This window comes from Paenibacillus barengoltzii NBRC 101215, from assembly GCF_004000745.1.
In the GTDB taxonomy this organism is placed as follows: domain Bacteria; phylum Bacillota; class Bacilli; order Paenibacillales; family Paenibacillaceae; genus Fontibacillus; species Fontibacillus barengoltzii.
In genome coordinates, this window is sequence record NZ_BILV01000013.1 from 92,526 (window position 1) to 107,772 (window position 15,247).

Annotated in this window: 13 protein-coding genes; 7 read left to right on the forward strand and 6 right to left on the reverse strand. The window is 50.2% G+C overall.

The window, feature by feature from the left end; genetic code table 11:
* The first annotated feature begins 199 nt into the window (after positions 1–199).
* Entirely contained in the window at positions 200–652 is a 453-nt protein-coding gene (locus PBA01S_RS05945) for a MarR family winged helix-turn-helix transcriptional regulator (RefSeq protein WP_016312506.1), read from the forward strand.
* Positions 642–2,162 carry a DHA2 family efflux MFS transporter permease subunit gene (locus PBA01S_RS05950; protein ID WP_016312505.1) on the forward strand — a complete coding sequence of 507 codons (1,521 nt, stop codon included), beginning with the start codon at positions 642–644 and terminating at the stop codon, positions 2,160–2,162. Before PBA01S_RS05945 ends, PBA01S_RS05950 begins: the two co-directional genes overlap by 11 nt.
* Before the next feature lie 63 nt (positions 2,163–2,225).
* On the opposite strand, the gene PBA01S_RS05955 is transcribed toward PBA01S_RS05950, so the two are convergent.
* From PBA01S_RS05955 to PBA01S_RS05970, 4 genes are all read right to left on the reverse strand, one after another.
* Positions 2,226–4,667 (reverse strand): glycoside hydrolase family 94 protein, encoded by a 2,442-nt coding sequence (locus PBA01S_RS05955; protein WP_085169055.1) that lies wholly within the window; start codon positions 4,665–4,667, stop codon positions 2,226–2,228.
* Positions 4,668–4,769: 102 nt separating this feature from the next.
* Positions 4,770–5,822, reverse strand: coding sequence for a LacI family DNA-binding transcriptional regulator (locus PBA01S_RS05960; RefSeq protein WP_127575538.1), 1,053 nt, complete (start codon positions 5,820–5,822; stop codon positions 4,770–4,772).
* 100 nt (positions 5,823–5,922) lie between these two features.
* Positions 5,923–6,840, reverse strand: a complete 918-nt coding sequence (locus PBA01S_RS05965; protein ID WP_028537812.1) for a molecular chaperone DnaJ — start codon at positions 6,838–6,840, stop codon at positions 5,923–5,925.
* Between the two features lie 172 nt (positions 6,841–7,012).
* Positions 7,013–7,876 carry a C40 family peptidase gene (locus PBA01S_RS05970; protein ID WP_232228278.1) on the reverse strand — a complete coding sequence of 288 codons (864 nt, stop codon included), beginning with the start codon at positions 7,874–7,876 and terminating at the stop codon, positions 7,013–7,015.
* Positions 7,877–8,005: 129 nt separating this feature from the next.
* Here PBA01S_RS05970 and PBA01S_RS05975 point away from each other — a divergent pair, with 129 nt between their 5' ends.
* Together PBA01S_RS05975 and PBA01S_RS05980 are read left to right on the forward strand one after the other, a co-directional pair.
* Positions 8,006–9,268, forward strand: a complete 1,263-nt coding sequence (locus tag PBA01S_RS05975) for an MFS transporter (protein WP_085169048.1) — start codon at positions 8,006–8,008, stop codon at positions 9,266–9,268.
* Between the two features lie 122 nt (positions 9,269–9,390).
* Entirely contained in the window at positions 9,391–10,383 is a 993-nt protein-coding gene (locus tag PBA01S_RS05980; protein ID WP_127575539.1) for an aldose 1-epimerase, read from the forward strand.
* Between the two features lie 94 nt (positions 10,384–10,477).
* On the opposite strand, the gene PBA01S_RS05985 is transcribed toward PBA01S_RS05980, so the two are convergent.
* Complete coding sequence (locus tag PBA01S_RS05985; protein ID WP_028537808.1) at positions 10,478–10,834, reverse strand: LytTR family transcriptional regulator DNA-binding domain-containing protein; 357 nt, start codon at positions 10,832–10,834, stop codon at positions 10,478–10,480.
* Positions 10,835–11,013: 179 nt separating this feature from the next.
* Here PBA01S_RS05985 and PBA01S_RS05990 point away from each other — a divergent pair, with 179 nt between their 5' ends.
* Together PBA01S_RS05990 and PBA01S_RS05995 are read left to right on the forward strand one after the other, a co-directional pair.
* Complete coding sequence (locus tag PBA01S_RS05990) at positions 11,014–12,108, forward strand: lactonase family protein (RefSeq protein ID WP_127575540.1); 1,095 nt, start codon at positions 11,014–11,016, stop codon at positions 12,106–12,108.
* 88 nt (positions 12,109–12,196) lie between these two features.
* Positions 12,197–13,273: an AI-2E family transporter gene (locus tag PBA01S_RS05995; RefSeq protein ID WP_127575541.1), complete on the forward strand. Its 1,077-nt coding sequence runs from the start codon at positions 12,197–12,199 to the stop codon at positions 13,271–13,273.
* 82 nt (positions 13,274–13,355) lie between these two features.
* Here PBA01S_RS05995 and PBA01S_RS06000 read toward each other — a convergent pair whose 3' ends face one another.
* Entirely contained in the window at positions 13,356–13,898 is a 543-nt protein-coding gene (locus PBA01S_RS06000) for a hypothetical protein (RefSeq protein ID WP_028537805.1), read from the reverse strand.
* A 141-nt stretch (positions 13,899–14,039) separates the two neighbouring features.
* Here PBA01S_RS06000 and PBA01S_RS06005 point away from each other — a divergent pair, with 141 nt between their 5' ends.
* Positions 14,040–15,068, forward strand: a complete 1,029-nt coding sequence (locus PBA01S_RS06005; protein ID WP_036699284.1) for an FUSC family protein — start codon at positions 14,040–14,042, stop codon at positions 15,066–15,068.
* Positions 15,069–15,247: the final 179 nt, after the last annotated feature.

Sequence of the window (15,247 nt, forward strand, 5' to 3'; positions counted from 1 at the left end):
ATTCAACACGTCAGGGGTATAGAATGAAATCTTCCGCGAAATGCTATCCGAAGGTTGAAAATCATCCAATTTTGTCTATTGATAATATTTGTGATACCCATATTGACAATAAACTTGATGCTCTGTTAAATATAGTAATGGATTGTTTCGCATACGAAATATTAAGGAGTATAACTAATAGTTAAAGGATGAGCACCGTTTGGATCAGAAGCAACGCATGCATGAGATCGTGGAGTCCTTTCGCGAAGTGAAGAAAGCCTTTTACCAATTGCTATCCAAACAAGCTGAGCCTTTCGGCATCACCGGTATCCAGTTCATGGCTTTGAAACGAATTCATCAACATCCGCATATCGGGGTGACGGAGCTTGCTGAACAGATGCGATTGGGAAACAGCACGGTCAGCGGCGTGATTGATCGTCTGGTCAAAGCGGGGCTTGTAGAGCGCGGACGGGTGGACCATGACCGGAGAAACGTATTTTTGCAAATCACGGATAAGGGAATGGAGGTTTATCGGAAGACGGACCTCGAATATACCCGCGCGTTTTCGACGGTTCTGGAGGCAGCGGGGGAAGACATCGACCAGATGCTGCAGACCCACCGGAAAATTATCGCATCCTTAGAGAAAGTGAGAGAGGAAACCTATGAACAGTAATACTGCTGCTGTACCGGCTGTAAATTTCAAAAGATGGCCGATTGTCATGGCGTTATTAATCGGGGCATTTGTGTCCCTCTTGAACCAAACCTTGATGAACGTTGCTTTGCCGAAAATGATGGACGACTTAGGGGTCGGCCCGACGACCATCCAATGGTTAACGACAGGATTTATGCTGGTGAACGGCGTATTGATTCCGATCAGCGCCTTTTTGATGGAACGATTTACGACACGGATGCTGTTTATTTCCGCGATGGTCTTGTTCTCCGCAGGGACGTTCATTTGCGCAATCGGTTCTAGCTTTGAAATGGTTCTAATCGGGAGATTGGTGCAGGCAGCCGGCGCGGGTGTGCTGATGCCGCTGATGACTGTCGTATTCTTAACGATCTTCCCGATTGAGAAGCGCGGTCAAGCGATGGGGATGATGGGGATCGCCATGATCTTCGCTCCTGCGGTTGGGCCAACGCTCTCTGGTTGGATCATTGAGCATCATCCATGGAACGTATTATTCTGGATTATTTTCCCGTTTGCGATTTTATCGATTCTTCTTGGTGTGTTCTTTATGAAAAACGTAACCCAGGTGGGTCGTCCGAATCTGGACGTACTGTCGATTGTCTTATCAACGCTCGGCTTTGGCGGCATCCTGTATGGGTTTAGCGAAGCAGGCAGCACCAGCTGGGGCGAGACGGATGTCGTCGTCAGTCTAATTGTCGGCGTGATCGCCTTGGGCTTATTCCTGTGGCGTCAATTGAAATCCGATAAGCCGTTGCTGGAGTTCCGCGTCTTCCGCTACGATATGTTTACGCTGACGACGATCATCAATGTGGTGATCACCATGGCGCTGTATGCAGCGATGATCTTGGTGCCGATTTACCTGCAGAACATTCGCGGCTTCTCCCCTGTGGAATCCGGACTGCTGTTAATGCCGGGAGCGATCTTGATGGGGATTATGTCGCCGATTACCGGGATGATCTTTGACCGGATAGGCGCCCGCTGGCTGGCGGTCATCGGCTTGGCGATCACCACCGTAACAACCTGGGAATTCAGCAACTTGACCGTCGATACGACGTACACTCATCTCATCTTGATGTACACCGCCCGGATGTTTGGGATGTCCATGCTGATGATGCCGATTCAGACGGCGGGTCTCAACCAACTCCCAGCGCGGCTGAATGCCCATGGCACCGCGATGTCTAATACGCTGCGGACCATCTCCGGCGCGCTCGGAACCGCACTGCTCGTAACGATTATGTCCTCGCGTACCAAGGATAAGGTGGCTGAGATGATTCTCGCAGCTGGAATTAATCCGAAAGACCCGGCTAATGCGCAACAAGTCGCATTGATCACCCGGGATGCGACGATCAACGGGATTGATTTTGCCTTTGTCGTGGCGACAGGAATTACGCTGGTGGCTCTCATCTTATCGTTCTTTATCCGCAAAGTGCAGGTCAATAAAGAAGGTCAGGGTACTGGGAAAGAGGAAAACGGCATGAAGCCCGCTAAAGCTTAACTCAATAAAGAGAAAAGGTACAACCGCTCGATTAGAGCAGTTGTACCTTTTTTATTTTTGTACTTAGCCAAGTACTACTTCGACTTGATGGACGCCGCCATCGCCAGCCGGCGGAATGATGTTGCCTTGAATTGGCTGGCCATCCACCGTAATGCTGGCCACTCCTTTTTCCACATGATTCGGATTGCTTACGCGGATGACGTACGTGTCTCCACGGAAAACGCGGGTGATTTCGAATCCGTCCCATGCCGATGGAATGCAAGGATCCACTTTCAGTCCCTTGAAGTCCGCTTGCACGCCAAGAATGGCTTGCGTGATCGCTACGTAGTTCCAGGCTGCCGTCCCGGTGAGCCAGGAGTTCTTCGCTTCGCCGTGACGTACTGCGTCTTTACCGGCAATCATCTGTGAGTATACATACGGCTCCATCCGGTGGATTTCGCTGATGTCCTCAAGGTAGGCCGGGGCGATTTTTTTGTAGACTTCAAACGCCCGATCACCGTGGCCCAATACGGTTTCCGCAATCATAATCCACGGGTTATTATGGCAGAAGATCCCGGCGTTCTCTTTGTATCCTGGCGGGTAACTGGAGATTTCGCCCAGGTTCAGATAATACTTCGAGTACGGTGGCTGCTGCAGCACGATCCCGTATTTCGTATCAAGGCGCTCCTCAACAGAAGCAAGCGCTTTGGCGGCCAGGCCTTCTTCAACGCCAATACCTGCCATGACGCACATGCCTTGCGGCTCAATGAAGATTTGGCCTTCAGCGTTTTCTTTGCTGCCGACCTTCTCGCCGTAATGATCGTAAGCGCGCAGGAACCAGTCGCCGTCAAAGCCGTGTTCCAACGTCGTTTTACGCATTTTCTCCGTCCAATCCAGCGCTTCCTTCGCTTCGGATTCCAGCCCGCGGATCCGGCAGATTTCAGCGAAGTCTGGGCCTACGAAGACGAACAAGCCGGCGATAAATACGGACTCTGCTACGCGGCCTTCGATGTTCGCGGTCGTTTGGAACGACTCACCCGGCTCCTTGGAGAAGCAGTTCAGGTTGAGGCAATCGTTCCAGTCTGCGCGGCCGATGAGCGGCAAGCCATGCGGTCCCAGGTTGTGTACGACATGGTAGAAGGAACGTTTCAAATGCTCGAACAGCGTTGCGGTATTGTCTGGATTGTTATCGAACGGTACCTGTTCATCCAGGATACTGATGTCGCCAGTCTCCTTGATGTAAGCCGCCGTCCCCAGCACGAGCCACAATGGGTCATCGTTGAAGCCGCTGCCGATTTCGTTATTTCCTTTCTTGGTCAGCGGTTGATATTGGTGGTACGCGCTGCCGTCCTCAAATTGCGTAGCAGCGATGTCGAGAATCCGTTCGCGAGCCCGTTCCGGGATTTGATGCACAAAGCCAAGCAAGTCCTGGTTGGAATCGCGGAAGCCCATCCCGCGGCCGATCCCGGATTCGAAATAGGAAGCCGAACGGGACATATTAAACGTCACCATACATTGATACGGATTCCAAATGTTGACCATGCGGTTCAGTTTATCGTCGCTGCTTTGGATTTGATACTTGGACAACAAGCCGTCCCAGTACGCAGCAAGATCAGCCAAAGCGCGGTCAACGTCGGCGTCTGTTGCGAATTTCTCGATCATCTCGAGCGCTGGTTTTTTGTTGATGACGCCAGGGGATTCCCATTTCTCTTCTTCCGGCACTTCGACGTAACCGAGAATAAAGATCAGGCTTTGCGTTTCGCCTGGAGCAAGCTTCAGCGTCACTTCATGCGAGCCGATCGGGGACCAGCCGCTGGCGATGGAGTTGGAAGCTCTGCCGGCAACAACAACCTGCGGTTCGTGCAAGCCATTATACAGTCCTACAAACGATTCGCGGTCCGTATCAAAGCCGTCGATGTCGCGGTTCACAGAATAGAAGGCATAGTGATTCCGGCGCTCACGGTATTCCGTTTTATGGTAGATGACGGAATCCAGCACTTCGACTTCGCCGGTGCTCAGGTTGCGTTGGAAGTTAGTCATGTCGTCCTGAGCGTTCCACAGGCAGAACTCGGCAAAAGAGAAGAGAGAGACCTTCTTCGTCTCGGTACTCGTATTTTTCACCGTTAAACGATGTACTTCACCGTTGTAACCCAGCGGAATAAACGCCAATTGCGTGACCGAAATGCCGCCGCGTTCTCCGGTGATCGACGTATAGCCCAAACCGTGTCGGCATTCGTAGAAATCCAGCTCGCGTTTGACCGGCATCCAGCCCGGTGTCCAGAAATCGCCGTTGTCATGGTCGCGGAGATAGTAGTAACGTCCACCGGTATCCAGCGGAATGTTGTTGTAGCGATAGCGGGTCAAACGACGCAGGCGGGCATCGCGATAGAACGTGTAACCGCCGGCCGTATTGGAGATTAGACCGAAAAATTGCTCATTTCCAAGGTAGTTAATCCACGGGTAAGGGGTTTGCGGCGTATGAATCACATACTCTTTACGCTGATCGTCAAATGCTCCAAATTTCATGAACAGGAACTCTCCCTTCGTTTGTGAACGCGCGTTTATTATCATGAGAAAAGGTTCCTCCGGCGATCATTTGAAGATCGGGGAGGAGGGTAGGGTGTTTGGTTATTTCGCCGGGGGTTGACAGGAATCCCGGATCACCAGACGAGTTGGAAAGCTGACGGTGCTGAAGTTGGGCTGCTCTGCTTCGCATAGCTCGATCACTTTCAAAACGGCAGCCTTGGCCATCTCATCGATGGGCAGCCGAATGGTCGTCAGCTTCGGCGTTACCCGGGAAGCGATTTCGACATCGTCAAAGCCGATGATCGACACATGCTCCGGAACGCTGATCCCTTTTTCCGCAAACGCTTCCATTGCTGCGATGGCCATATCGTCGTTAGCGCAGAATATGGCGGTTGGCCAATTTCCTTGCTCGATCAGCCGATGAGTCTCGCGGTAGGCGCTATCCTTCAGAAATTCGCCTTCAAGGATATACGCTTCATTTAGCGGCAATCCGTGCTTCTTAAGCGTGTGCTCATAAGCTAAGTATCGCTCACGGCCCGAGTAAGTATTCATGCTGCCTTTCAAAATGCCGATGTCACGATGCCCGAGCTCGATCAAATATTCAATCGCTTGGACCGTACCTTCGTAATCATTGGAGTTGATGACTGCCAGATGATTTTTGTTCAGGCGTTCGGTCATAATTTCTGCAATGTCATAATCGACGAGCACTAACGGCGCTTCCTGATCCACCATTTCCCGAACCAGCTCGATGTCCTTCTGCGTACCGACTAGAATTCCGCCATCAATCCGCTTCTGCAGGAACGCTTGCTTCACCTTTTGGAAGTCGCCCGGCGAATAAACGGTATGAATCAGTACATAAAATCCGCGGGCATTGGCCGTGTCGACGACCATGTCGACGATTGGGGCAAAATAGCTGTTCTGATAGATGCGGCTAGTATCTTCTTTCTCTGTCATGCTGATGGCGAACAGGCCGATCGTATCCGTCCGTTTGCCGGCGAGCGCCCGGGCAAAGCTGTTCGGTTCGTAATGGTGCTGCTCAATGACGCGGAGCACCTTAGCCCTCGTTGCTTCCGGAACGTTCGGATAGTTGTTGATCACCCGTGAGACGGTGCTGCGGGACACCCCGGCCAGTTTGGCGATGTCTTCACTGCGCATAAAGGTTTGTCCCCACTTTCGTAAACGCGCGTTTATAGGGTTATTGTATAGCATCCCCTGCAATTAATCAATTATGAAAAATGCACGAAAAAAAAGGCGGCTATTCCGCCGCCTTCGGGACATTTTCCAAGTAAGTCTTGATCATTGTGATCGCTTTGTCTTTGTTCTTCGCGTCAACGCGGAGCGAAATAATTAAGTCTGTATAACCTAACGGCAGATCCTTGACGAGACGGCTGTTGGTAACTTTAATGCCGTACACATGCTCCGTATTGTCTTCATCGGACACATCCTTGACAAGGGAGTCCTCCGTCAGAAAATCCTTTAGTTCTCCATTAACCAAATCGTCAAGGCTGAGAAAGGCGCCGCCATTTGATAACCACTCAAAGGTAGGTGCATCGGTAATATAAATATCCGGACTTGTGGAAGCGATCACGGCCATCGCCTTTTGCTGATATGCGATATCTGCAGTCGTCAGGGCTTCTCCTTGCATGGGTAAGTACAGCATTTCAATTTCCACCCTTTGGAATCCGGGGATTTGTGCTGTCATCGCTTGCTCTAGAGCGTCGACGCCGCCGTTCTGGTCATCGGTCATATAATTGCCCGCCATGATGATCGACAGATCGATCGGAGGCAGGGCGGCCAGCCGTCTTTGTTCCTCGAGATGATTAAGATAAGCGTTTGTCCCCCAAATGATTGCTGCGATAGCGATGATTCCAATAATCACATAATTGCGATAAAGCCGGAAAAAATCGTCAACCTTCTCAGCGGTCCCTGCAAACTTGCCCCATTTCTCATAACGCCTGCGGGTTAACTCCGCGAGCTTGCGCTGTTCCTCCGTCTCCACGATCTGCTTGTAAGCCTGGATCTTACGCTCAATTTCCTCGGCTTCGCCGGGATCGAGGTTACGCGAACGGGATCTGCGCAACAAAATGTCGAATTCTCTCTCCAGTTCTTCGCGGGAAGCGTTTTCGGGCAGTCCAAGCACCTCATAAGCCTGTTTCAGATTGTCGTTGTCCATCGTCTTTCTCCTCTAAATCCATCAGGTTTTAATGTATAAATTATTATATGGAAAGTGATGCCTACTTTCATTATACTTTGTATTTGTATCGAAGGGAAATCGCTGATTGGCAGGAAAAAAGCCGGGTGAACCTTACGGTTTCCCGGCCTTTGCTTTAGGCTCTGGGGCGGAATTAACGAACCCGGCGCATGGAAAGAATCACCGTGCTCCAGTACCCGCTGTCCAGCGGGCTGATTTGAACTCCGGGTTCCCCCCAGGTATGAATAAACTTGCCGTCGCCGACATAGATGCCGACATGGCCTGGAATTTTGTCGGATTGAAATCGACCGGGGACTGTGAAGAAGATCAAATCTCCCACTTGCAGTTGATCCCGCGTCACCGGTACGCCTTCTTTGGCTTGATCCCGAGCCAGCCGCGGCAAATCTTGACCAAACTTCTTAAAGACATGACGAGTGAAGGACGAACAATCGAACGCTTTGGACTGTTCGTAAGGTGCGGCGCCAAATTCATAAGGTACGCCCAAAAATTGCTTGGCATAAGCGACCATTTCATCCTGTTGATCGGCAACGCTTAGAACTCCGTATCGGCTCGTTCCTGTCTGCGGCGGCATGTTGCTGCCCGCCGGGGTGATGCGGTCAAAGCTAAGCTTCCCTGTGCGGGTATCTATCTTTGCTTTCGTTTGAAGCAAGGCGGATACGGCATCTATCGTCATATAGAGCTGGCCGTTCTCACGCACCGGCGCCTGGGGCAGTGCGATCGGCTGACCGAAGGAGATCGCATGCCTTTGGCTGGGCTGAACGGTAAACATCACATCGCTATAACCGAGATTCGCGCTGTCTCGGTTCTCCTGCAGTCGCAAGCCAAGGCTCTGAGCCACCAGCTTTAACGGTACCCAAGTTGTACCGTTGGATTCGGTGATCGCTTCTGTTTTCACGGGGGGATTGCCGGACGGAGGGACGGAATTTGATCGGACTCGATCCTGCTGGCCGCAGGAAGTGATCATGGTCAGCGGCAGAGTCAGACTAACAAGAAGCATCCCAAACCTCAAGGGTATCCGCATACGTTCATTAGCACTCCATTCCTTCAGATTAACGAATCACTTGAAGTATGTAAAAAAAGAGACAGAACTATTCGGAGAGAGAAACCAAAGGAGTATCCAACAAACATGAAGAGCAATATTATGCAAAAATCGTTGGTATCGCGAAAGCCGTCCCGCCAGCGCCGCAACTTGGCGATCGCGACCTGGGAGGGTGTTCCCTCCACGATCTTCCAAACGTTGCTTGGCGGTCAATTTCTGACGGGATTCCTGCTGTACCTTGGGGCGAATTCAGCCCAAATTGGCTTTGTTTTAGCGATCACGACGTTCGTGAATATTGCTCAGATCGCTGTCGCTTATCTCATCCAGCGTTTAACCAGCCGCAAATGGGCTCTGGTGCTGTTCGTTGGTCTGCATCGTATTCTGTGGGGGGCAACGGGCCTTGTTCCGTTTGTTTTACCGCATCAGTATTGGGTAACCGGATTCATTGCTCTATATATCGCGGCGTTTATTTTTAATACGGTTGGAGCGATGTTGTGGAACTCGCTAATAAGCGATATCGTGCCAGCGCGCGTACGGGGAAGATATTTTGGCATCCGTAATACGTTTCTGAATGCGCTGAACACGTTGGTGATGTTTTTGGGCGGGATGGTGCTGGACCATTATCCGGAGGCGCAAGGGTTCTTCTACTTGTATATCGTGATTTGGATTTGTGCGATCGCCAACATTATTGTGTTTATGTTCTATCCCGATGCTGCTTTCGAGCGTTCCGCGGAAAGCAAGTTCATGCCGATGCTGCGCAAACCGCTCCAGGACGGAGCCTTTATGAAGGCTACGTTGTTTCTGGCCGGCTTCCTGCTGCTGCAAAACCTGGTCGTGCCGCTGTACTCGTATGTGATGCTGGAGCTGCTGAACATTAATTATCAGACCATTTCACTCTTAAATGTGACGCAGACGATCTTTATGATGGCAAGCTTTTACGTGTGGGGAAATCTGAATGCGCGATACAGCAATCGTCGCCTGCTGTTCTGGACGCTGCCGATTATTGCACTGGCAATTTTGTGCTGGGGCGGACTGTCTATACTGCCTGTGTTGCCCGTGCTCTTCCTGGCTCATATGATCTTTGGGGTTGGTGTCGGCGGTTTTAACCAACTGGCCTTTAACTTTATGATTGGCGACACACCCAAATCGGAGCGTCCGATGTATATGGCGATGTATTCGGCGATCACGGGGGTAGCTTCATTCTTTGGTCCACTGATTGGCGGGCAGGTGTTGGAATGGATTGAATCGTGGCCGCTGTGGACGCAAATTTTTGGCATGCAACTGATCGTTGGAGCGTCCATGATCGTTTTGGCTGCAAGCTTCGGGCGCAAAATTTTGCGCGATGCATGATGTATGGCAGATGGAGGCAGAATGATCTGCAGCCCATGGTGTGATGGACAGGGGTGACTTTTGAAGGCGCTTTAAGGTATATTACAAGATGAGCGCTAAGCAATGAAGGGAGATTATCATCCATGGCACAAAGAACGGCTTATGAAGGAACTTATCAAGGAGAAAAGGCAGTATGGCTCAAATCCGGGCGTTATGAGGCAGTATTGCTGCCGGAAATCGGCGGCAATTTGATCGCTTACCGCGATGTCGAAAGCGGTTACCGTTTCTTGCGGGAGCCGGGCGAACAGGAGATGGAGGCATTCAAGAGCAACCCCGGCGTCCACGGGATCCCGGTGCTGTTCCCGCCCAACCGGTATGAAGACGGACAATTCCCTTGGAAAGGTGAAGTTCTTCAATTCCCGGTGAACGAGGCTGCAACCCACAACCATTTGCACGGATTTCTACATACGACGGCTTGGGAGGTTGAGGACTTCGGACAGACCCCGGTGGAGAGCTATGTTTCCGTTAAAGTCTCGGTTGACGAGAACCACGAGGTGTATCGGTACCTTCCTTTTAAATTTACAATTCGACTCAGATATTCGTTGAGCGATGATGGCTTGGCTCAGCAAGTGTTCATTCGCAATGAAGGTGACAAAGAGATGCCATGCTTACTGGCCTTTCATACTGCCGTGAATGCACCGTTTGCACCTGAAAGTACGGCGAAGGATTACAAGGTTAAACTGACGATCGGGCAGCGTTGGCAAATGAGTGAGCGGATGCTCCCGACCGGATCCTTCCAACCGCTGACGGCTGAAGAGGAGCAGATGAAAGGGGAGGGCGTCTATCCGTTCTTCGCTTCGATGGATAACCATTATACGGCGGTGCCGCAAAACGGCAGAAATCGGATGGAACTGACCGATACGAAGCTGGGCAAGACGCTTGTGTATGATGTGGGGACCTCCTACAAGCAATGGATGATTTGGAATAACGGGGCGACGGAAGGCTTCTTCTGTCCAGAGCCGCAGATCAATCTGGTGAATGCACCGAAGTCGAATTTACCGGCTGAGGAGATCGGTCTGTTTAGCTTGCTTCCCGGTGAGATTTGGGAAGAACGCGCCCGTCTCTACGTGAAATAATCAGGAATAACGGAAAAAGCAGCCGACCCGGCCGTCTTCCGACGGTGCGAGTCAGGCTGCTTTTTTGCCGTTGGCTGGGCAGGTCAGCGGAGGGTTAGTTCACTCCAGCAGTGACTTTGCCACGTTGAGACGGGATAAGCCGTTTCAATTGCTCCAGATTACGTCTGGGGACAGAAATCGTCTTAATCCCATGCCGTTCATCCCGGAACCAAACAACGTTATCGCGAATTTCCGAGACTTGGGTCAGGTTCACATAGCAGTTCGTGCTGATGCGGAAAAAGCGAGGGTCTGAGATCAACTTCGAGGTCTGTTCGGCGGATAATCTCTGTTTAATACTGTAATTCCGTCCATGGAAGCAAACCAGTCCGTGAGCTCCGATCTTGAAGAAATACGTCTCGTAAGGATTAAAATCCTCATAAACGCCTCTTTCTTCGAGTCCGACGTTCATCATTCCAAATCCCCCTTTAGAAGATGCTTTCGGAAGCGCTTACAGTATATCATATTTTAACTGTTTTGGGTAGCTGGCCTCATTTGGAGTTTCAATATTTCATTTTATCCCGGGTGAGACACTGGACTTTTTAGATGAATTACGGAAAAATATAGGGGACATCATTTAAACATGCTTCATCGATGAAGGAGGAATTTCACTTGTCAGACTCACAACAACGTTTGCTGATTTTTGTGGGATCGTATGCTGAAGCGAGCGATCCCGGAGTTTACACATATGAAATGAATTTGGATACAGGGGAGCTCCGTTTGCTGGATCAAGCGTCGGGATTGAAGAACCCTACATTTCTAGGCATCCGGCAAGATTCCCGGAAGGTGTACGCCATTTCCGAAACGACGCTGGAAGGGGAGCGGATCGGGGAGATTGTTGCATTTGATGTGGATTCAGGCGGCAAGCTATCTGAATTAAACCGGGGAGTAACGATTCGCCCTTCTTCCTCGCACATTCAACTGGACCGCAGTGGCAAATTTGCCGCCGTATCGGGGTATCACGGCGCGAACGTAGGCCTTGTGGCGCTTCAGGCAGACGGAACAGCAGGCAAGTTGGTTGACGAGCGTCAGCATGAAGGTCACGGGGCTGATCCGGTGCGCCAAGATCGTCCGCATCCCCATTCCGTTACGTTCAGCCCGGATAACCGTTACGCGCTGGTCGCCGACTTGGGGTTGGATCGTATTTTCGTATACTCGTTTGAACCGGAGTCCGGAAAGTTGGTATATCAGAGTGAAACGTCTACGCCGCCAGGAGCAGGTCCGCGACATCTTGCTTTCCATCCGAACGGGCAGTGGCTCTATTCCATCAATGAGGTGAACTCCTCGCTCTCTCTGTTCACTTATCACGCAGCAACGGGTGAATTGGCCTTGCAGGACACCGTCCCAACGCTTCCGCCTGATTACACGGGAGAGAACACCACCGCAGAGGTCGCCATTTCGGCAGATGGCCGTTACCTATACGGATCTAATCGCGGTCATGACAGCATCGTACAATATGCGATCGATCCTGAGAGTGGACGGCTCACTTTAGTTGAACATGTCTCCAGTGAAGGTGGTCATCCACGTCATTTTGCGCTGACTCCTGACGGTAAATATCTGATAGCGGCGAACCGGGATAACAACTTGTTGGCAGTCTTTACAGTGGATTCCGATAGCGGTCGCCTAACGTTTACGGGCCAGACCGCATCCGTATCCAAACCAGTTTGCGTTAAGCCGGCATGGTTCTAACTATTTTATTTGCAAAGTCTTAATGGCTCGCTTAAGATTAACGCAGGGGAATATCCTCCAGTAACTGTGAAGGGGCCGTTTGTGACTCATGACGTTTTTTAAGGAACTGTTTCAAATGGCGGGATTCCGCAGGGTGCTTGCCCTGCTGTTTGTCGTCCTCGTCTTGTATTTCGCCCGCAGTATGCTGAATATGCTGCTCATTACGTTTATTTTGACGTATTTAACCAATCGGCTGCACAACTTCATCAGCCGGAACGTAGCTAAGGTGATTCGCATCAATCGAACCATCACCGTGCTGTTTATTTACGTCTTGCTCATTTCCTTGCTTGGTTCGGCCGTCTACTATTATATGCCGGTGCTGCTTACCGAGCTGACCGACTTGGTCAACCAGGTGATCTCGTTCTACTCGAATCCACCGATGTTACCGGATAACCCGATCTTGAATTACATCGTGGAATATTTGAAAGATATCGATCTATCGGCATATATTAACAACGGGTTTACCTTCTTGCTCAGCACGTTAACCGATATCGGCGAATGGAGCTTAAATCTGTTCATCGCGATCGTGCTCAGCTTGTTCTTCCTGCTGGAGAAAGAGAAGGTGACGAACTTTACCGTCCAGTTTCGAGAAAGCAAAATCGGGGGATTGTTCAAGGAACTGGAGTACTTCGGACGTAAATTCGTTCAGTCCTTCGGTAAAGTGATTGAAGTTCAATTTCTGATTGCAACGGTAAATGCAGTGTTATCGACGATTTTCCTATGGATTCTAGGGTTTCCGAATTTGATCGCTCTAGCGATAATGATCTTCTTGCTCGGGCTCGTTCCGGTCATGGGGGTTATCATTTCGCTGATTCCATTGTGTGCGATTGCTTTTAAAATTGGCGGATTGATCAAAATCGTTTATGTCCTGATCATGATTGCACTGGTTCATGCCGTTGAAACCTACTTCCTAAACCCGAAATTTATGTCCAATAAAACGCACTTGCCGATCTTTTTCACCTTCCTCATTCTGCTGGTTTCCGAGCATTTCCTGGGGGTCTGGGGACTGATCGTCGGTGTACCGATCTTCATCTTCCTGCTGGACATCGTTGAGGTTCCCGTAGGGGGGGGTCCGCATCAAACAACGGAAGCTGCAGTGGATACAGGATCGTCGGAAGAGAAATAATTCATTCGATAAATGCAAAACCGCTGAACGAGCCTTTTTGGCCGCCCAGCGGTTTTTTCACGGTTGTCCGTGGTGTTCGCCATCAGTGATACATATGGGTCCAGTTGACCTTGTTATTTTGGTAATCCGCTGCTGGCTGTCCCGGGATCCGGTCCTTCCAGTTGCGGTTGATGATTTTCTTCAGCTTGTCCGGAAGTTTGGACTTCATTTTGTCCGCTTTTTCCTGATCGATTTTGCCTTCAGCCAGCGCTTTGTCGATATTTTTGTTCGCGGAGTCGGTCAGCTTCTTCAGATACTCCTCTTCGCTCCAGCCTTTTTCAGCCTGCACGACCTGAAGCAATGTTTTGCCTTGCTTCAGTTGGTCGACCAGAGCTTTGGGCTCCATACCCAGCATTTCGGCGGTATCTTTGACGATGTGCCCGCCGCGGAAATGGCCGTGGGGATGATGCTTATGCGGCTTGCTTTCCGTCTGCGACGGACTTGGGCTCACCTGCGGTGTTTGATCCGCCGGAGCTCCGGTTTCCGCATACGCGGTTCCTGCCGCAGCAGCCGAACCGGCAGCCAGCAGGAGTGCAAGGGTCAATTTGCCAGCTATCGGTTTCAAGTTCTCCATAAACATGGACATTTTTCACCTCTTCGTATAGAATTATTTGGTCCTTGCCTTTATCAGTTTTGACCAAAAACAGGCAGGATATCTGAGTTGAACCTTAATATTAGTTAAAATTTTGCTTAAAATAATTGGAATGTGCTGGGGGACGTAGGGGGAATGGAAGTGACATTTGGCGCGAGAATGCTAAAGACGGGGGTTGCGGTAACACTGGCTTTATATGCCGGTACCTTACTGGGCTTATCTTCGCCGGTAATTGCAGCGATCGCTGCGATTTTTGCCATGCAACCAACCATTTATCGTTCCTGGCGTTACTTGATCGATCAGCTGCAGACGAATACGCTGGGGGCTGTGTTAGCGATGCTGGGCGGCATGGTCTTCTCGAATGAACCCATCGCCGTAGGTTTGGTTTGCATTATAGTGATCATGATTTGTCTGCAGCTGAAAATGGGGGATACGATCGGTATTACACTGGTTACGGTCGTGTCCGTAATGGAAGCGTCGGGCCAATGGGAATTTGCGTTAAACCGTTTTTTGCTTAGCTTAATTGGTATTTTTTCAGCGTTTATCATTAACATCGTCTTGTTCCCGCCTAAGCCGAAGGTACAGTTCGAGCAACAGATTCGGCAGACGTTTGATCAGCTGTCGTTGCTGCTAAGAACGGCGATCTCCGATGAGATTAAAGAAGCAGTATTCCGGTCTGATAAGCGTAAACTTGAGGATACGATCACTCAATTAGCGGATAAGTATAAGCTGATGGAAGAAGATCAGAAGAAAATCAAAGCACCGAAATTTAGCGATCATCGTCAGCTGGTCGTGTATAAGCAAATGCTGCGCACGCTTCGTCAAGGAGTTGAGGTGCTGAATGCGGTGGAGCAGCATTATTTCCAGGCCGCCCGTACGCCGGAATTAAATCAGGAATTCGACGAGCATTTGGAGAAGCTTACGAAGTTCCACGAACATGTTATGCTGAAGTTTGATGACAAGCTGAAGCCAAGCTATAGCGAATCGATGCAATTTGAAACGGAAAACGACGAATTTCTGCGGCGGATGCTGGATCAATATGCGACTGAGCGAACCGGTGTGTTGCGTTTATCTATCGTATCAGCTGAAATGTACGAATACGGTCACCAATTGGAGCGGCTTAACCGGTTGGCAGATCACTCCACTGCAGCGACCGACGAGTAGCGGAGAAATCAAAAAGTCCTGCCCTCAAGGCAGGACTTTCATGTCATTCATCATGTAAACATAGATTGATAAGTAAAGTTTAACTTGGTACAATAAAAGATAGTCCATCAATCTATTTGTGATCAGATTTCATCCAAATCAATCTTATCATAATTTTTATCATTTGTCAAGATATCGCG